At 72.9% G+C, this 17,954-nt stretch carries 16 protein-coding genes and 1 pseudogene; 12 read left to right on the top strand and 5 right to left on the bottom strand.

Annotated elements, in window-relative coordinates:
- Positions 1 to 66 precede the first annotated feature (66 nt).
- Together BM076_RS10390 and BM076_RS10385 are read left to right on the top strand one after the other, a co-directional pair.
- Positions 67 to 942 carry a helix-turn-helix domain-containing protein gene (locus BM076_RS10390; protein ID WP_093713153.1) on the top strand — a complete coding sequence of 292 codons (876 nt, stop codon included), beginning with the start codon at positions 67 to 69 and terminating at the stop codon, positions 940 to 942.
- Positions 939 to 1,139, top strand: coding sequence for a DUF397 domain-containing protein (locus tag BM076_RS10385; RefSeq protein ID WP_093713152.1), 201 nt, complete (start codon positions 939 to 941; stop codon positions 1,137 to 1,139). Before BM076_RS10390 ends, BM076_RS10385 begins: the two co-directional genes overlap by 4 nt.
- 89 nt (positions 1,140 to 1,228) lie before the next feature.
- On the opposite strand, the gene BM076_RS10380 is transcribed toward BM076_RS10385, so the two are convergent.
- Positions 1,229 to 2,038, bottom strand: a complete 810-nt coding sequence (locus BM076_RS10380; protein WP_407640643.1) for an NAD-dependent protein deacetylase — start codon at positions 2,036 to 2,038, stop codon at positions 1,229 to 1,231.
- On the opposite strand from BM076_RS10380, the gene BM076_RS38295 reads away from it, so the two are divergent.
- Positions 1,965 to 2,456: a hypothetical protein gene (locus tag BM076_RS38295; RefSeq protein ID WP_407640642.1), complete on the top strand. Its 492-nt coding sequence runs from the start codon at positions 1,965 to 1,967 to the stop codon at positions 2,454 to 2,456. The two genes, BM076_RS10380 and BM076_RS38295, sit on opposite strands and share 74 nt — an antisense overlap.
- Here BM076_RS38295 and BM076_RS10370 read toward each other — a convergent pair.
- The 4 genes from BM076_RS10370 to BM076_RS10355 all read right to left on the bottom strand — a co-directional run bounded on the left by BM076_RS10370 (position 2,446) and on the right by BM076_RS10355 (position 7,010).
- Positions 2,446 to 3,375 (bottom strand): ABC transporter permease, encoded by a 930-nt coding sequence (locus tag BM076_RS10370; RefSeq protein ID WP_093713150.1) that lies wholly within the window; start codon positions 3,373 to 3,375, stop codon positions 2,446 to 2,448. The two genes, BM076_RS38295 and BM076_RS10370, sit on opposite strands and share 11 nt — an antisense overlap.
- A complete protein-coding gene (locus tag BM076_RS10365) occupies positions 3,362 to 4,321 on the bottom strand; it encodes an ABC transporter ATP-binding protein (protein WP_093713149.1) in 960 nt (319 codons plus the stop codon). The genes BM076_RS10370 and BM076_RS10365 overlap by 14 nt, the downstream gene beginning before the upstream one ends.
- Positions 4,322 to 4,412: 91 nt before the next feature.
- Entirely contained in the window at positions 4,413 to 5,711 is a 1,299-nt protein-coding gene (locus BM076_RS10360; protein WP_093713148.1) for a LolA family protein, read from the bottom strand.
- Between the two features lie 279 nt (positions 5,712 to 5,990).
- Complete coding sequence (locus BM076_RS10355; protein ID WP_093713147.1) at positions 5,991 to 7,010, bottom strand: polyprenyl synthetase family protein; 1,020 nt, start codon at positions 7,008 to 7,010, stop codon at positions 5,991 to 5,993.
- 365 nt (positions 7,011 to 7,375) lie between these two features.
- On the opposite strand from BM076_RS10355, the gene egtA reads away from it, so the two are divergent.
- From egtA to BM076_RS10315, 9 genes and pseudogenes are all read left to right on the top strand, one after another.
- Positions 7,376 to 8,659 (top strand): ergothioneine biosynthesis glutamate--cysteine ligase EgtA, encoded by a 1,284-nt coding sequence (gene egtA, locus BM076_RS10350; RefSeq protein ID WP_093713146.1) that lies wholly within the window; start codon positions 7,376 to 7,378, stop codon positions 8,657 to 8,659.
- A gap of 228 nt (positions 8,660 to 8,887) precedes the next feature.
- Positions 8,888 to 10,189: an ergothioneine biosynthesis protein EgtB gene (egtB, locus tag BM076_RS10345; RefSeq protein WP_093713145.1), complete on the top strand. Its 1,302-nt coding sequence runs from the start codon at positions 8,888 to 8,890 to the stop codon at positions 10,187 to 10,189.
- Positions 10,189 to 10,908, top strand: a pseudogene (gene egtC, locus BM076_RS37365) (ergothioneine biosynthesis protein EgtC); the annotation flags it as partial. The gene egtB and the pseudogene egtC, both read left to right, overlap by 1 nt.
- Positions 10,909 to 11,070: 162 nt before the next feature.
- Positions 11,071 to 12,048: an L-histidine N(alpha)-methyltransferase gene (egtD, locus tag BM076_RS37360; protein WP_245795982.1), complete on the top strand. Its 978-nt coding sequence runs from the start codon at positions 11,071 to 11,073 to the stop codon at positions 12,046 to 12,048.
- A 201-nt stretch (positions 12,049 to 12,249) separates the two neighbouring features.
- A complete protein-coding gene (locus BM076_RS10335; protein WP_093713143.1) occupies positions 12,250 to 12,930 on the top strand; it encodes a Crp/Fnr family transcriptional regulator in 681 nt (226 codons plus the stop codon).
- Between the two features lie 194 nt (positions 12,931 to 13,124).
- Positions 13,125 to 13,931: a hypothetical protein gene (locus BM076_RS10330; protein ID WP_093713142.1), complete on the top strand. Its 807-nt coding sequence runs from the start codon at positions 13,125 to 13,127 to the stop codon at positions 13,929 to 13,931.
- Positions 13,928 to 16,165, top strand: a complete 2,238-nt coding sequence (locus tag BM076_RS10325; protein WP_093713141.1) for a hypothetical protein — start codon at positions 13,928 to 13,930, stop codon at positions 16,163 to 16,165. The genes BM076_RS10330 and BM076_RS10325 overlap by 4 nt, the downstream gene beginning before the upstream one ends.
- On the top strand, positions 16,162 to 17,430 hold the full coding sequence (locus BM076_RS10320; protein ID WP_093713140.1) for a hypothetical protein: 1,269 nt from the start codon (positions 16,162 to 16,164) through the stop codon (positions 17,428 to 17,430). Before BM076_RS10325 ends, BM076_RS10320 begins: the two co-directional genes overlap by 4 nt.
- On the top strand, positions 17,427 to 17,930 hold the full coding sequence (locus BM076_RS10315) for a Pycsar system effector family protein (RefSeq protein WP_245795950.1): 504 nt from the start codon (positions 17,427 to 17,429) through the stop codon (positions 17,928 to 17,930). The genes BM076_RS10320 and BM076_RS10315 overlap by 4 nt, the downstream gene beginning before the upstream one ends.
- Positions 17,931 to 17,954 lie beyond the last annotated feature (24 nt).

Below are 17,954 nucleotides of genomic sequence, written 5' to 3'. Positions count from 1 at the left end.
TGTACGACCACGAACTGGCCCTACAGTGGACCTTGTTGGGCCGGTCACTGAGAGAGGGAGGGGACCATGCCCGCAGGAGGACGGCCGACCGTTCGCAGCAGGCGACTCGGGACCACACTGAGGAGATATCGCCAGGTCGCAGGGCTTGACCAGCCCCAGGCCGCCGAGATCATCGCGTCCTCCCAGACCCGGGTCAGCCGCATCGAGAGCGGCCATGTGACGGCCCGGCCGCTTGAGATCCGAGCGATGCTCAAGGCGTACGGAGTCGAGGACCCCGAAGTCCGTCCTCGCCTGGAGGACTTGGCGAAGAGCGCCAACCGGCGCGGCTGGTGGCTGGAGCACGCAGCGCACCTACGCGCGGACTACCTCGACCGTATCTCCCTGGAGGACGACGCGACCTACATCCGGGAGTGGCAGCCCACGTTGATCCCCGGACTCCTGCAAGTCCCCGCCTACGCCGAGGCGGTAATCCGCAGCGCGCCGAATTTCATCGCCCCGAGCCGAGTGGCGCAACTGCTCAAAGTGCGCGAGGAACGCAAAGCCAAGATTGACGAGCGTGAGGACGCGGTGAATTACACGGCCATCATCTGGGAGCCGGTCGTCGTGCAGCCGATCGTCAAACCCGAGGTATATCGCGATCAGCTCGCTTATATCCTCGAAGCGGGAAAGCGGCATAACGTCACACTGCAAGTGCTGCCCGTTTCTGCTGGCCTGAAGGCCGGTATGCCGTCGGCCTTTTCGTCGTTCTCCTTTGAGTCCGAGCCGACCTCGGAGGCCGTGACCTTGGAAAATCTCCGAGGGTCGTCCATTCTTGAGGCCGATGAAGATCTCACCGTTTACACAAACGCTTTTGACCAGCTAAGATCAGCGGCACTGGACCCCGATGCAAGCGCGCGGCTCATTCGGGGCGTACTACAGAGAAGCAAGGACGAGACAAAGTGACCCCTAAGGTAATAGGGCCGTACCGGAAATCGACGTACTCCGGTCCGGAAAACAACTGCGTAGAGGTCGCCGCCACGGCAACCGGCGGTCGTGCCGTACGCGACAGCAAGGACCCTGCGGGTCCGAGCCTCTACTTCACGCCCACCGAGTGGGCCGCCTTCCTCGCCGGAGCGCGGAACGGCGAGTTCACCCACTGAACCGATGAACCACTGAGCGCACCACGTGCGACGTGAAGGCCCCCGGAGTCGCCACCGGGGGCCTTCACCGTATCCGGCAGCCCGAGGCGCTACGCGCCAAGAGCTTCGGCGACCGCCGAGAGGGTCGGGCCCAGGGGCAGGTCCAGCCGCAGAGCGGCAAGGGCGTCGCCGCGCGTCGGGCCCTGGTTGACCAGGGCGATCGGCGTGCCCGCGCGCGCCGCACGGCGGACGAAGCGCAGGCCGGACATGACGGTGAGGGACGACCCGAGGACGAGCAGGACGGACGCGGCGTCGACCAACTCGTAGCAGCGGTGGACCCGTTCCGGAGGAACGTTCTCCCCGAAGAAGACGACGTCCGGCTTGAGCATGCCGGTGCCGCACACCTCGCACGGCACCGTACGGAAGTCGGCGGCGCGGTCGGGCGCGAGATCGGCGTCGCCGTCGGCGTTGATCGCGGCGGCGGAGGCGCGGAAACCGGGGTTGGCGGCGTCGAGGCGGTCGTCCAGGCGGGTGCGGGCGCTGAGGTCGCCGCAGCCGAGGCAGATGACGCGGTCGAGCCTGCCGTGCAGGTCGATGGTGGCGGGGGCGCCGGCGGCGGTGTGGAGGCCGTCGACGTTCTGGGTGATGACGCCGGAGACGGCGCCCGCGCGGACGAGCCGGGTGACGGCGTGGTGGCCGGTGTTGGGGCGGGCGTGGGCGATGGCCTGCCAGCCGACGTGGCTGCGGGCCCAGTAGCGGCGCCTGCTGGCCTCGTCGCCGGTGAATTCCTGGTACGTCATCGGCGTCGTGCGCCGCTGCCGGCCGGTGACACCCCGGTAGTCGGGGATGCCGGACTCGGTGGACAGGCCCGCGCCGCTGAGCACGGCCGCCGGGCGGCCGGACAGGAAGCGGGCGAGCACGTCGGCGCCGCCGCGTACGGCGTCCTCGGTGGCGGCGGTCCCGGTCGCGGGGTCCGCTGCGGCGGCGGTCATGGCACGCGTGTCCATACCTGGCAGCGTACGCCCGGCTCCGGCCGCCCCGGTGTCCCGCACGGGGCGGGACAGCGCGGCGGTGCTCGCGTACGAGGAGGAGTTCGCCACCGTCCTCATGGCGTCCGGGCTGGCCAGGATGATGTCCCGGGTGCTGGTCTGCCTCTACACCACCGACGCGGGCGGCCTCACCGCCGCCGAACTCGCCGCCCGGCTGGAGAACATCGCCCGCTTCCTCGACTTCGTCAGCGAGGGCATCCTGCGCTCGGCCGAGCAGGCGCGTGAGGTGCTCTCCACGCAGGGCGCGTACCGGGGGCGCGCCGTCCGCCGGGTCCGCGTCAGGCGGTGACGTCCCGGGAGGTGAAGCGGGCCCAGGCGGCCGAGCCGAAGACGGCCGCGTACAGGGCCTGGAGGCCGAGGTTCTTCCCGATGCCGGTCCAGGTGACGGGGTCGCGCAGGATGTCGGCGAAGCTCAGCCAATAGTGCGGGAAGAGGTAGGGCTGGAGGGCGTGCAGCTGGGGGATGTTGTCGATGATCTGGACGGTGATCAGCAGGCCGACCGTGGCGGCCATCGCGCCGATGCCGCTGTCGGTGAGCGTGGAGATGAACAGGCCGAGCGCGCCGATCCCGATCAGTGAGGCGGCGACGAGGACGGCGATCAGCAGGCAGCGCAGCATGCCGTCCGACAGCGAGATCGTCGTGCCCGACAGCAGGGTGACGTCGCCGACCGGGAACAGCGCGAAGCCGACGATCAGCGCGGACACCGTCACCACGAGGGTCGCGGCCAGGCAGAAGGCCAGCACCGAGGCGTACTTGGCGAGCAGCAGGCGGGTGCGGCCCGCCGGGGCGACCAGCAGATAGCGCAGGGTGCCGCCCGCGGCCTCACCGGCGACGGAGTCGCCCGCGACGACGCCGATCGCCATCGGGAGGAAGAAGGGCAGCGTCGCGGCGAGCGAGGCGAAGGTCAGGAACAGGCCGTTGTTGCTGACCTGCTCGATGAAGGCCGGTCCGTCTCCCCCGTTGGGCCCGCCCCCGCCGACGCTGCCGCCGTCCCGCGTCTCGATCCGTACCGCGATCCCGACCAGCAGCGGCACCCCGGCCAGCACCGCGAACAGCGCGAGGGTGCGCCAGCGGCGGAAGACGGTGACCAGCTCCGACCGGAAGAGCCCGAGGCTCCACACGAGCCGCGGCGCTCGGGGGGCCGGAGCAGGGGCCTGCTCGGCCTCCGCCGCGTCCGGCGGCTGCGCTGCCGTCTCAGCCCGCGACATCGAAGCCCTCCCCCGTCAGTGCGACGAACGCGTCCTCCAGCGATGCGCGTTCCTGGCCGAAGGCGCGGACGCGGACGCCGGCGGTGACCAGCGCCGCGTTGAGGTCGGCGAGGTCGGGCGGGTCGGTGGCGGGCAGGTCGCCGGTGACGCGGCCGGCCTCGGTGTGCAGGCCGGTGACGCCGTGCCCGGCCAGGACGCGGGCGGCGTCGGCCGGGTCCGGGGTGGTGACCGCGAGCCGGCCGCGGGTGCCCGCGGACAGGTCGGCCACCGGGCCCTGGGTGAGCAGCCGGCCCCTGGCCATGACGGCCGCGTGCGTACAGACCTGCTCGATCTCGTCCAGCAGGTGCGAGGAGAGGAAGACGGTGGTGCCCTCCGCCGCCAACTCCCTGACCAGCGAACGGATTTCCCGCATCCCCTGCGGATCGAGCCCGTTCGTCGGCTCGTCCAGCACCAGCAGTTCGCGCGGCTGGAGCAGGGCCGCGGCCAGGCCGAGCCGCTGCTTCATGCCCAGCGAATACGCCTTCGCCTTCTTCCCGCCCGCCGCCGTGAGCCCCACCCGGTCCAGCGCCGCCCCGACCCGGGCCCGGCGGGTGCGCGGGTCGGCGGTCGGGTCGGCCGCGTCGTACCGCAGCAGATTGTCGCGGCCGGACAGGAAGCCGTAGAGCGCCGGGCCCTCGATCAGCGCGCCGACCTTCGGCAGCACCGTACGCACCGCGTCCGGCATCGGGCGGCCCAGCACGCGGGCGCTGCCCGCGGTCGGGGCGATCAGGCCCATCAGCATGCGGATCGTCGTGGTCTTGCCCGAGCCGTTGGGGCCCAGGAAGCCGAAGACGCTGCCGCGGGGCACCCGCAGGTCCAGGCCGTCCACGGCGAGCGTGCCGCGGTAGCGCTTGGCGAGACCGCGGGTCTCGATCACCACGTCGGCCGCGGCGGGCGGCTGCTGCATCCCTCTCCTTCGTACGGGGGCCGGGGCTCCCGGGCGGGCCGAGCGCTGCCTTTGCACGGCAGATGTCGGCCCGCCCGGATCAGGGCACTGCCTACTTCGCCGCCGCGTTCGCCGCGTCCGTCAGCGCGGACTGGGTGACCGCGCCCACGTACACGGTGCCGTCGTCCGTCACCAGGGCGTTCACCAGCCGGGTGTGGAAGACCGTGCCGGACCCGAACTTCCCGCTGACGTGCTTGCCGAAGCTGTCGAGCAGCGACGAGGCGTCGCCGCCCCTGCCGTTCTTCTCGGCGCCCGACGGCAGGCCGCCCGGCGCCTTGATGACGGCGATGGAATCCCAGCCCGAGCCGATGACGGTGGGCTCGGCGCCCTTGCCCGCGCCATTGGCCCCGGTGAGCCCGGTGACCCCGTTGAAGCCGTCGAAGCCCTTGGGGCCCTTGGTGACGACGTCCGAGCCCTGTCCGGCCTCGGTCACCTTGGTGCCCTTGGGCGGGGTGAAGGTGAAGGTCGAGGCGGACGGCTTGCCGAAGCCGACCTTCGTGAAGCCGATGTCCACGATCGCCTTGCCGCCGCCCTTGGGCGACAGCGTGAACTTCAGCGGCACCCCGGTCTTGGAGTCCACCGCGATCCGTATCGCGCCGACCGTCGTCCTGTCGGCCTTCTGCGGGGTGACGACCAGCTGGTAGGCGCTGCGCCCGGCGACCCGGGCGGTGCCGTCCACGGTGATCGCGGCCGTGCCGTCGGCCGCCTCGATGATCTCCTTGGCCGCCGCCTGCGGGGTGGCCGGGAAGTCCTCGGGCCGCTGCTGCTTGCCGCTGTCCCGGCCCGCGTCCTTGGGCGCGGTCGCGTGATACGCCTGGTTGGAGGCGCTGTCGTAACCCCAGACCTCCGTGCCGTTGTGGATCAGGCTGTACTCGGCGGCGGTCTCGATGATCGAGACCTTCTGCCGGTCCGGGCCGTCCACCGCCACGTGCAGGGTGTGCGAGCCGGCCAGCAGCTGCGGCAGCCGGCTCTGCGGGGCCGCCGCGGACGTCTTGCCGTCGTGCCCGGAGCCTTCGCCGGAGCCCCCGGCGCCGCTGAACAGGCTGCTTGCCGCGCCGCCGGACAGGGCGCTGGGCAGCCCCAGGTCCGTGCTGATCTTCACCGACCCGGACAGGGTCTGGGTGTCGGACGCGGCGATCTTCGTGAGCAGCTGCTCGGCCGTGATCGAGGGCAGGGACGGGCTGCCGGTGTCCGCGAGCGCGGGCACGAGGCTGATGGTCGCCGCCGCCACCCCCGCCACCGCGACGGGCACCGCGTAGCGCACGGCTCTGCGCCGACGCCCCCCGCCGGGCTCGTCCGCATCCGGGAAGTCCGGATACTGCTCCGGCTGTGCCGGTTGGATCGGTGCCATCGCGTCTCTACCTCCGTCGTCGCGGCGGTCACTGCCTCGCACTCGTCCACTCCCCGGACCCATTGTCGCCCGGTCCGCCGTGAAGTGGTGTCTCCGTGGTGCCTCCATCACACCAAAACGGCCACTCCGGCACATCAGCCGACGGACGCAACTCCACGTACAACCCCGGGATGACGAACCCCGAGACCGTACGCGGGTCGGCGCACACCCACATGGGCTACGCGAGGCCCGGGCCGCCCGGACACCGGGACGCGGGCCCCGGGCCGCCCGGTCACGGCCTCAGGCCGCGCGGTGCACCACGATGTCGCAGAGCGCCGCGAGCGCCAGCTTGGCCGTGCACTCCGGCAGCGGCGCCAGCGCGGCGCGGGCCTCGTCGGCGTACCGCAGGGTGTCGCGGCGGGCCTGCTCCAGCGCCGGGTGGGCGCGCAGCAGCGCCAGCGCCTCGCCGTGCAGGGCGTCGTCGGTGAGATCGCCGTCCAGGAGCTGGTTGAGCCGCCGGTCGGCGGCCGAGACGCTGCCGCCGGCCTGCTGGTACCAGCGGCGTACGTGCAGGATCGGCAGCGTCGGGATGCCCTCGCGCAGGTCGGTGCCGGGGGTCTTGCCGGACTCGGCGCTCTCGCTGGTGATGTCCAGCAGGTCGTCGGCGAGCTGGAAGGCGGTGCCGATCCGCTCCCCGTACTGGGTGAGGGTGCTGACCACGGACTCCTCGGCGCCGGACATCATCGCGCCGAAGCGTCCGGAGACCGCCATCAGCGAGCTGGTCTTCCCGGCGAGGACTTCCAGGTAGTGGTCGATGGGGTCGCGGCCCTCGCGCGGCCCGACCGTCTCCATGATCTGCCCGGTGACCAGCCGCTCGAAGGACTCGGCCTGGACGCGAACCGCCTCGGGGCCCAGGTCGGCCAGGATGTGCGAGGCCCGGGAGAAGAGGAAGTCGCCGGTCAGCACGGCCACCGAGTTGCCCCAGCGGGCGTTGGCGCTGGGCACGCCGCGGCGCACCTCGGCCTCGTCCATGATGTCGTCGTGGTAGAGCGTGGCCAGGTGGGTCAGCTCCACGACGACGGCCGCGGGCACCACCCGTGGCGCGTGCGGGTCGCCGAACTGCGCCCCGAGCATCACCAGGAGCGGCCGGAAGCGCTTGCCGCCCGCCTTGAGCAGGTGGCGGGCCGCGTCCGTGATGAACGGGACATCGCTCTTGGTGGCCTCCAGCAGGCCCTCTTCGACGGCCGAGAGACCGGCCTGGACATCGGCATCGAGGGCCTCGTCCCACACGCTCAGCCCGAAGGGCCCGACGACGGTCACGAGGGGTACTCCTGTCGCTGATCTGGCTTCTGGCGGGGTCTGAGGGGCGGCACTGTCTACACGGGCAGCGTACCCGGGGAGCTGTGGATCATCGCCGGGGCATCGCACTCGCGCGAGGCGTTCCACCGGGCCGAACCCCGGCATGCCGGTTATGCTCCGTATTGCCGTTTTTAGTGACAAAAAAGACGCCCGGAACGGATGGTGGCCGATTCGGGCGGTTGACCAAAGAACGTTCACCATTACGTAAGACGATCCCGCCTCATGGTCAACTACACTCGCGGCAGCAACAAGTGACATGTCCTCGCTTCTGGGTAGACCCGGGTAGATCCCCGGGGGACCCCCGACGAAAGAGAGGAGGTGGATCGATGGCAGCCGACCTGCGGGAGGACGAGGCGGAGGCCCACGTGCGCGGTGTGTGCTTCAAAACAGGTCCGCCCGCACGTACAGGCGTGGAATTGGAGTGGCTGGTCCACGACCGCTCCGATCCCCGGTCACTGATATCCGTCGACCGGCTGGACGCGGCGCTCGCGCCCGTCGAACGGCCGGGCGGGCTGCCCCACGGCAGCAGGCTCACCCGTGAGCCCGGCGGACAGGTGGAGCTCAGCTCCCGGCCCGCCGACACCCTCGCCGCCTGCGTGAACAACATGGCCGCCGATGCCGCGGCCCTCCGGCAGGCGCTCGACGAGGCGGGACTCACCCTCGTGGGACGCGGGCTCGACCCGTTCCGCGACCCTCCCCGCGTGCTCGACCATCCCCGCTACCGGGCCATGGAGAGCTTCTTCGACCGCGACGGCCCCTGGGGCCGCACGATGATGCGGCGCACCGCCGCCCTCCAGGTCAACCTGGACGCGGGCGACGACTCCGACGGCACCGCCGGTTACCGCTACCGCTGGCGCCTCGCGCACCGCATCGGCCCCGTGCTGGTCGCGGCCTTCGCCAATTCGCCGCTCCAGGGCGGTGTGCCCACCGGGTGGCTGTCCACCCGGCAGGCGGTCTGGGGCCGGATGGACCCCGGCCGCACCCGCCACCCGCGGCACCACGAGGACCCCCGTACCGCCTGGGCGCGGTACGCCCTCGACGCGCGGCTGCTGTGCGTCCGCGAAGGACCCACCGACAGCAGCGCCGAATGGGGCCGGGAACGGACCGACTGGTCGGCGCCCGAGGGCCTGACCTTCCGCGGCTGGCTGAGGGGCGCGCCCGGCGTACGGCCGCCCACCGTCGACGACCTCGACTACCACCTCAGCACGCTCTTCCCTCCGGTCCGCCCGCGCGGCTGGCTGGAGATGCGGATGACCGACGCGCAGGACGGCGACGACTGGATCGTGCCGACCGTGCTGACGGCGACGCTGCTGGACGATCCCGTCGCCGCCGAGGCCGCCTTCGCGGCGACCGCGCCGCTGTGCCCGGACGGGCCGGACGGCGGGCCGCTGCCGTCCGACGAGATGTGGCGGCGCGCGGCCAGGTACGGACCCGCCGATCCGGTGATCGGCACGGCCGTACGCGCCTGCTTCGCCGCCGTCGCCGACTCGCTGGAACGTTCCTGCGCGCCGGAGGAGCTGCGGCGCGCGGTGGCCGGTTTCGCCGAGCGCTATCCCGAACGCGGACGATGTCCCGCCCACGACCTGTTGGACGCGCTGCACCGCGTCTGACCTTCCGGAAGGCATGTCGTGACACACCCTCGTACCGACGGCCGGAACACGGCCGAAAGCAGTGCCTCACCCGGCACTTCTGCTTCTTCTGGCACTTCGCTCACTTCTGACGCGTCCGCCACCGCTTCTCAGTCGTTCTCGGGGGCGCGGGACGCCGTCGCCGCCGTCGCCGCCGATCCCGTCAAGGCGCGGGCGCTGGCCGCGCTGGAGACCGCGCGGCGCCGCACCATGGCGCTCACCGACTGCGTGGACGACGCCGATCTGGCCGCCCAGCACTCCCCGCTGATGTCGCCGCTGGTCTGGGACCTCGCGCACATCGGCAACCAGGAGGAGCTGTGGCTGGTCCGCGAGGCGGGCGGCAGGCCCGGCCTGCGCCCCGACCTCGACCACCTCTACGACGCCTTCCAGCACCCGCGCGCCGACCGCCCCGCGCTGCCGCTGCTCGGGCCCGACCAGGCGCGCGGCTACGTCTCGCGGGTGCGCGCCGAGACCGTGGACGTGCTCGCGGCCGTCGACACGGCGCCCGCTTCGTCACCCGCGCCGGAGCTGGAACGGGCCGAGCGGCTGCTCGCCGACGGCTTCGTCTTCGGCATGCTCGCCCAGCACGAGCAGCAGCACGACGAGACGATGCTCGCCACCCATCAGCTGCGGCGCGGCCCGGCCGTCCTGGAGGCGCCCGAGCCGCCGGCCGCGCCCGCCGACGCGGCCGTCCTGCCGTCCGAAGTCCTCGTCCCCGGCGGCCCGTTCACCATGGGCACCAGCGACGAGGCGTGGGCGCTGGACAACGAACGCCCGCACCACACCGTGGACGTCGCCCCCTTCTGGCTGGACACCGTGCCGGTCACCAACGGCGACTACCTGGCCTTCATCGCCGCCGGCGGCTACACCGACCCGCGCTGGTGGACCGAGGCCGGCTGGCGGCACGTCCAGGAGGCCGGGCTCGAAGCTCCGCTGTTCTGGTCGTACGACACCGCCGCCGGTGTGTGGACGCGGCGCGTCTTCGGCCGCACCGAGCCCGTACGCACCGACGAGCCGGTCGTGCACGTCTGCTGGTACGAGGCCGACGCGTACGCCCGCTGGGCCGGGCGGCGGCTGCCGACCGAGGCGGAATGGGAGAAGGCCGCCCGGCACGACCCGGCCTCCGGGCGCTCCCGGCGCTACCCGTGGGGCGACGCCGACCCGGGCCCGGAGCACGCCAATCTCGGCCAGAAGCATCTGCGGCCCGCGCCCGCCGGCAGCTACCCGGCCGGCGCCGCGCCGTGCGGGGCACGGCAGTTGATCGGTGACGTGTGGGAGTGGACGTCGTCGGACTTCGCCGCCTACCCGGGCTTCGAGGCGTTCCCGTACAAGGAGTATTCGGACGTCTTCTTCGGGCCCGACTACAAGGTGCTGCGCGGCGGTTCGTTCGGCGCCGACCAGGTGGCGGTGCGCGGCACCTTCCGCAACTGGGACTACCCGATCCGGCGGCAGATCTTCGCCGGCTTCCGCACGGCGCGGGACGCCTCGCCCTCGGACGACGGGCGCGGCTGATGTGCCGTCATCTCGCGTACGTCGGGCCGCAGGTGACGCTGGCCCGGCTGCTCACCGAGCCGTCCCGCGGGCTGTACGAACAGTCCTGGCAGCCGCGGCGCCAGCGGTACGGCACGGTGAACGCGGATGGTTTCGGGGTGGGTTGGTACCCGCAGGACCCCGCCGTCGGTGAGGGCGACTCCGACGAGGGCTTCGCGCTGCCCGGCCGCTACCGGCGGGCCGTACCGGTCTGGGCGGACGCCAACTTCACCGAACTGGCCCGCACGATCCGCAGCGGCGCCGTCCTGGCCGCCGTACGGTCCGCGACCGCCGGGACCACGCAGGACGAGTCGGCGGCCGCGCCCTTCCGGGACGGGCGCTGGCTGTTCAGCCACAACGGCGCGGTCGCGGACTGGGCCCGGCTGCCGACCGACCTGACGGCCGCCGAGCTGCTCGGCCTTGAGGCGCACAGCGACTCGGCCCTGCTGTGGGCGCTGCTCACCCGGCGGCTGCGGCAGGGGCAGCCGCCGGGCGGGGCGCTGGCGGCGGTGGTCCGGCAGGTCGCGGCGGCGCGGCCCGCGGCCCGACTGAACCTGCTGCTCACGGACGGGCGGACGATCGCGGCCACGGCGTACGGGGACACGCTCTGGTACCGGCTCGGCTCTGATCCTGGTTCTGGTTCCGCTTCCGGCTCCGTCCTCGTCGCCTCGGAGCCGGACGACGCTCCGGGCGACTGGCACGAAGTCCCGGACCGGTCGCTGCTGTTGGCGACCACGGCGGGCGTACGGGTCATGCCGTTGCGCCCGCCGGGAGCGGTATGCCGCTCCCCACTCCCCCCTGCGCACGACGACACGACGAAGGACGCCCTACGCCAGCACCCCCGACGCAAGGATCCGCACGTCATGAACGAGAGCCGCTTCACCCTCGACGACCGGCTGCCCGCCGACTACTTCACCGCGTCACTGCGCGCCGACGTACTCGGCGGCCTCGCCACCGCGCCGCGCACCCTGCCGCCCAAGTGGTTCTACGACAAACGCGGCAGCGACCTCTTCGAGCAGATCACCCGGCTGCCTGAGTACTACCCGACCCGCGCGGAACAGGAGATCCTCACCCGGCGGGCGCCCGAGATCGCCGCGCTCACCCGGGCCGCGACGCTGATCGAGCTGGGTTCCGGTTCCTCCCGCAAGACGCGGCTGCTGCTCGACGCGCTCACCGCCGGCGGCACCCTGGCGCGGTACGCGCCGCTGGACGTCAGCGCGTCCGCCCTCGAAGAGGCCGGTGAGGCGATCGTCCGCGACTACCCGGGGCTGCGGGTCGCCGCGACCGTCGCCGACTTCGAGCAGGGCCTGGCCCTGTCCGACGAGCCCGGCCCCCGGCTGCTGGCCTTCCTCGGCAGCACCATCGGCAATTTCGACGCGGAGCAGCGCAAGGTCTTCTACCGCACCCTGGCGCTCTCCCTCACCAGTGACGACGTGCTGCTCCTCGGCGCCGACCTGGTCAAGGACACCGGTGTCCTGATCCGCGCCTACGACGACGCCACCGGGGTCACCGCCGAGTTCAACAAGAACGTGCTGCACGTCCTCAACCGCGAACTCGGCGCCGACTTCGAGGCGGACGCCTTCGAGCACGTCGCGGTCTGGAACACCGAGCACGAACGCGTCGAGATGCATCTGCGCTCGCGCGCCGCCCAGACCGTCAAGGTCCGCGACCTCGACCTCTCGCTCGACCTCGCGGCCGGCGAGGACCTGCGCACCGAGATCTCCTGCAAATTCCGCCGCGAGTCCCTCACGGCCGAGCTCAAGGAGGGCGGCTTCACCGTCCGCCACTGGTGGACCGACCCCCAGTCCCGCTTCGCCCTCCTCCTGGCCGTCCCCAACTGACACCGCACCTCCACACCCCCGGACGCCTAACACCCCCCACCCCGGGGCACCCTTGGATCGGCCGACCCCCCGGCGCACTGCGGGCACCGGGGGGCCGGCTCATGCCTGGCCGGAATCGCGGTGTTTCAATCGTCCCGTTCACCTGATACAGGTCGCACGCCGGAGCTATGCTGAGCGCCCTTCGAGCCGGTTAGGGGCCGTATGGGGTTATTCGGCGAGCGCCGTCCGTTCCTGGAGAAGCTGACGCACACCGACTGCCTGGCGCTGCGCGCGCTCGGCTCCCGGCGTTCGTTCGAGCCGCAGGAACACCTGGTCACCGAGGGCGGTCAGGGCACCGATGTCCTGCTGATCCTGTCCGGCTGGTGCGCGATCCGCCGCTCCACCGAGCGCGGCCCGATCATCCTGGCGCTGCGGACCGCCGGTGAACTCGTCGGTGAGATGGCCGCGTTGGACGGCCGCCCGCGCAGCGCGACAGTGAGCGCGCTCGGCCCCGTGGAGGCGCTGGCGATCGCCGGGGACCGCTTCCGGCACTTCATGGCGGCCCGGCCGTACGTCACCGGGCTCGTCATGGCACAGCTCACCGAGCGGCTGCGCAGCGCGGACGACGAGCGCCGCGCGCTGGCGTCCGGCACCGTCCTGGAACGCCTCGCCACCTGTCTGGTCCAGCTCTGCGACCGCACGGGACCCGCGCCGGACGGATCGGTGGCGATCAGTCCCCCGCTGTCGCAGAGCGAGATCGCCGCGGCGGTCGGCGCGACCCGCGAGGCGGTCGCGAAGGCGCTGCGGCTGCTGCGCGAACAGGGCCTGGTGACGACCGGGCCCAAGACCGTCGTCGTCGCCGACGTGGATCTGCTGCGGCTGCTCGGTTCGGGCGCCGCGTAACCGGCCGCCGGTGAACGGGCCGCCATGCGGACGGGCCGCCGTACGGACGAGCCGCCGTGCGGACGAGCCGCCTGAACGGCCGCTGTGTAAACGGCTACAGCGCGCCGCGCCCGGCCCGGGCACATTCGTGGGAAGCAGCAAACGGCGCAGGCCGCGGGACGCGGGACGCGGGAACGAAAGGCGAGGCGACGGCGATGGACGGCGAGAGCGACTACGGATTCATCATCAATGTGGACGCCCAGGGCTCCGGCGCCCTGCGCGACCCGGACCGCCCCGCGTTCCGCGCCCGTATCTACCACGTGGTCGAGACGGCGTTCAGCAGGAGCGGCATCAGCGACGCCCGGGTGTTCCAGGAGGACCGGGGCGACGGCATCCTCGCCGTGGTCGAGCCGTTCCGTACCGAGCGGATCGCCGGGGAATGGGTGGAACACCTCCACCAGGAACTGCGGAAGGTCAACCGGGACCTGGCCAGGCCGATCCGGCTCCGCGCGGGACTGAACATCGGTCCCTACACGCCCGACGCGAAGGGCTTCTCCGGCGCCGCCGTCGACCTGGCCAACCGGATCGGCAACTGCGCCGAGGCCAAGGCCGTTCTGGCCGCGGCCGACGGCGCACCGCTGCTGGTCGTCGTCTCCGACCGGCTCTACCAGGACGTCATCCGGCACGGCGGCCGGTGGATCGAGCCGGACCACTACCGCCAGTTCGAGGTCTCGCTCCAGGAAGGGCCGCAGCGGCCCTGGTTCCTGGTGCCGGGACGCACAGCACCGCCGCTCCCCGGGCGAGGTGACGGCACCGCGCTCCAGGGGGAGGACGCGGGCCCGTCGCCGACAGAGGAAGAAGGGGGCGGGGAGCGGCGGTCCCCCTCCGGAGGGGGCGCCTGCGAGGAAGCCCCCTCCGGAGGGTTCGCCTTCGGGCCGGTCACCCACAGCGGCTCAGGCTCCGTCTTCCAGGGCCATATCCACGGCGTCACGATCGATCACCGCCAGGGCGGCCGCAGTTGAGCGCCGACGGCCAGGCCGCCGAGCAGGGCCAGGACCGCCGGGGCGGCGAAGCGTCCGACGGCGGCCACCCGCCGCAGAAGGGCACCGCCGAGGAGAGCCGGCCGGCCGCGGACGACGGCCTGTTCCGCACCGGCGACACCGGTCCGGGCGCGAAGGAGGGCCGGGCCGCGGCCGGCGGCGCCGAGGCGCGGATCGCCCGCGAGTCGCGGGCGGCCTTCTCGCTGCACGACGCGAGCACGTACATCGGCGGCACCGTGGGCGCGGTCAACTTCCTGCTCGGCGGCGGGCCGCGACTGCTGGCCGGGCCGCTGCCCGACGACGAACTGACGCGGCTGCGGCGGCGGTTCAGCAAGCCGCCGGGATACGACGACCTCAAGCGGCGGCTGCGCGACGACCACTTGGTCGTGCTGTCGGGACAGCCCGGCACAGGACGGATGTACACCGCGCTGTCCCTGCTGGACGACCTCGCGCTGGGCAAGGTGTCCCGGCTCGACCCCGGTTCCGACCTGACAGCACTGGGCGACGAGGGCAACCCGGTCGAGGACGCGCACGGCTACGCCCTGGAGCCGCTCGACGGCCGGCTGCCCGCGGAGCTGCACCTGGACCGGCTGTGCCGGCTGCTCGCCGACCGCGGCTCCTTCGCGGTGCTGCTCACCGTCCCCGGCGCGGGCGACCAGGCGTCCGGGCAGGACCGCTACCACCACGCGCACGAGCCGGCCGCGACCGAGGGCGTGCTCGACGCGCAGGTGCGGGCCGAACTGGAGGAACACGGCGGCGGGGACGGCCAGGGCGGCCCCGGCGCGGCGGAGTCACTGCCGGCCGCGGCGCTGCGGGTGGCGGCCGCGCCGGAGATCCGCGGCGCGCTGGGCCTGGAGTCCCTGCTGCCCGCCGAGGCCGCCCGGCTGGCCGGGCTGGCCGCCCGGCACGTCACCGGCGGACTTCCGCTGCCCCGGCTGACGGCGGAGTGCCGGACCTTCGCCGCCGAACAGGTCCGCCAGTGGTTCGCCGGGGGCGCGCGGGCCGAGACGCTGCCCGCGCTGCGCGACGCCGCCTACCGGATCGCCCTCGCCGTACTCGGCAACAGCTCCTTCAACAGCGTCGCCGAGGCCGCGGAACTCCTCGTCTGGGAGCTGTCGGTGACCGTGGAGCCCGAGCGGGTGATCGGACGCCCGCTGCTCAGCGACGGACTCGAAGCACGGCTCGCCTCCGCCCGTGCCCGCACCCAACTGCGCGACCTGCCCGTGGTCGGCGGCGCGGACATCCCGGTGCGGACCGTACGTTTCCGCGGCGCCGCGCTCGCGCCCGCCGTCCTGGCCCATCTGTGGGTGCACCACCACAACATGCGCGGGCCGGTGCTGCGCTGGCTCGGCTCGCTCTGCGAGGACCCGCGGGCCGATGTCTGGACCCGGGCCGCGGTCGCGGCGGGCGAGCTGTGCCGGCACGACTGCGCCCACACCGTGAGCGAACTCCTCGGCCCGATGGCCGCCTCGACCCAGGCCAGGCGGGGTCTCTTCGTCGCGACCGCGCTCGAATCCGTACTGGACGACCCGCAGGTGGGCGGAGCGCTGCGCGCCCTGGTCAAGCAGTGGGGCGAGAGCGACGACGGCGATCTGCGCTGGACGGCCGCCGCCGTGCTCAGCCGCGGCACCGCCACCGCCACCTTGGCGCAGGCGCTGGGCGCGCTGGGGCGGATCGGCACCTGGGAGGACGGGCGGCTGCGGGTCGCCGCGGCGGACGGCGTGGTGCACCTGCTCGGTTCCGCACCGGTCGCGGAACCGCTCGTCCGGATGCGCGGCTGGCTGGACGACAGCCGCCGCGAATTCCAATACCTCGGCCTGGTCGCCGCGGTGCTGCTGGCCGACTTCCGGGTCGAGGACGTGTGGAATCCGGCGCCGGAGCTGACCGGCCGGGAGAAGTGGCCGCTCGCGCTCGCGATCACCGCCACCCGTACGGAACTCGGCCCCACCGTGGCCGGTCTGCTGTGGACGGCGCTCAACACCGGGCCGTCCTACAAGGTCGCGCTCGACGCGGTCGCCGACTGGCTGCGCACCTGCCACAACACGCCGTGGGAGGGCGAACTCCTTCGGTTCCTGGGGCTGTTGACGCTGACCCAGGACGACCGGAACCGACTGCTGTCACTGATCAAAGAGCTGTCCGAGGACCCCGACGAACCCTTGGGACAGGAGCACACCCGCCGCCTCTGGCAGGCAGTACAGGAAGCAGGGAACCGATGACACAGCCCAACCGCCCGGGCAAGAGGCCGACGCCACCGCTGCCCGACCTGGCGGACAACCTCCCCGGCCCGTTCATCGACGAATTCGTGCCCGAGGTCTCCTACAAGCACCGCGGCGCGTCCTTCGCCGCCGTCGCCTTCTACCGCAACGGCGGCCACAGTGTGATCACCGTCAACGGTTCGAAGGACCACAACAAGCCGACGTTCGGCAAACCGCGGTCCATCTGCCGGATCGCCCGCGGCCGGTACCAGGCGTCCTTCGAGATGCTGCTCCCGACCTTGGGCGACCACGCCGATTTCAGCTGCGGGGTCGACGTCGAATGGGAGGTCGCCGACTTCCATCTGGCCGCCGAGAAACGGGTCAAGGACGTCGAGATGCTGCTGCGGCCGCGGCTGCTCGACCGGCTGCGGATCATCACCCGCCGGCACGGGCTGGGCGGCGCCCAGGCCGCGGACGAGGCGATCCAGCGTGAACTGAGCAGCGGGAAATGGGAGACCTTCGGCTCCGAATTCGGCCTGACCACCGAGGTGTTCGTCCGGATCGACCTGGGGCGGGCCGCCGCCGAGCACAATGCGGACATGGTCGGCGTGGGACACGGCGCCACCGTCCAGCTCGCCATCGACCAGGCCGCCGCGGCGCGCGTCCAGGCGAATCTGCCGGCCGCGCGCGACCTGATCGCGCAGGGTGAGACGGAGCGTTACGCGTATCTGCTGGCCCGGGAGCCCGAACGGGCCGAGGACATCCTCCGCGCCCTCCAGGTCCAGGCGCGGGAGCAACGGACGGGCGCGCTGGAGTATTTGAAGCACCTGATCGACCAAGGCGTGGTGCAGCGGCACCAGATCGACAGCTCGGTGCAGACGCTGCTCGACTACGCCCGTACCGTGGGCGACGCGGCCCTGGGCGGCGGTCTCGTCGCGGCGCCCACCGCGCTGCCAGCCACCGGACTGCCCACACCACCGGTCCCGGTCCCACAGGTGCTGCTTCAGCCGACGGGCTCGCCGCCCGAGGACGCCCGGCCGCAGCCACCGGCCACTCCCCCGCCCGCCGCGCCTCCCGCGTACACCGCCGCCCCGCCGCGCCCGCCGGCCCCGCCGACCGTCCCCGCTCCCGCGGCGCCCGCCGCTTCCGCCACTCCTGCCGCCGACGACGCCACCGCCACCGCCCCGCAGCAGCAGCCGACGCGGCCCGCGGGAAGCGGCGGGACCGGCACCGGCAAAGTGGACTATGTGCGCAAGTCGCGTCCGGCACGCGGCGGCCGTCGGTGACGACCGCCGCCGGCCCCGAGCCGGCCTCGGTCCTCTACGTGGCGGAGCATCTGCTCGACACCGCACGGGCGGATCTCGCGCGCTCGGACACCAAGGCGGCCGTGCTGCTCTCCAGCGCCCTGGCGATACCCGCCCTGCTGCTGGGCGGACGCTGGTCGCCCGGCGTGCCGGGGGGCGCGTGGCTGGCGCCGCTCGTCCTCGGCGGCCTGCTCTACGCGGCCGGCACCGGCCTGCTGGTCTGGGCGCTGCTCCCGCGCACCGGCACCGTCAGGACCGGGCCGGGCGTCACCTTCTTCGCCGACACCCGTGCCACCACCGACCAGCGGCTGCTCGCCGTCGCGGTGGCCGAGGCCGCCCGCGACCGGGTCGGCTGGCTGGTCACCCAGTTCATGGACGTCAGCCTCATCCTCACCACCAAATACCGGTGCCTGAAGTGGGGCGTACGCTGCCTCGCGCCGGGCCTGATCCTGTCCGGCCTCGCCCTGAGCGCGTCCGGCTGACCGGACGGGACGACGACCGCACCC

Origin of the sequence: Actinacidiphila alni (genome assembly GCF_900112845.1) — a bacterium.
Lineage (GTDB): Bacteria > Actinomycetota > Actinomycetes > Streptomycetales > Streptomycetaceae > Actinacidiphila > Actinacidiphila alni.
This window is presented reverse-complemented; position numbering and strand designations above follow the sequence as displayed.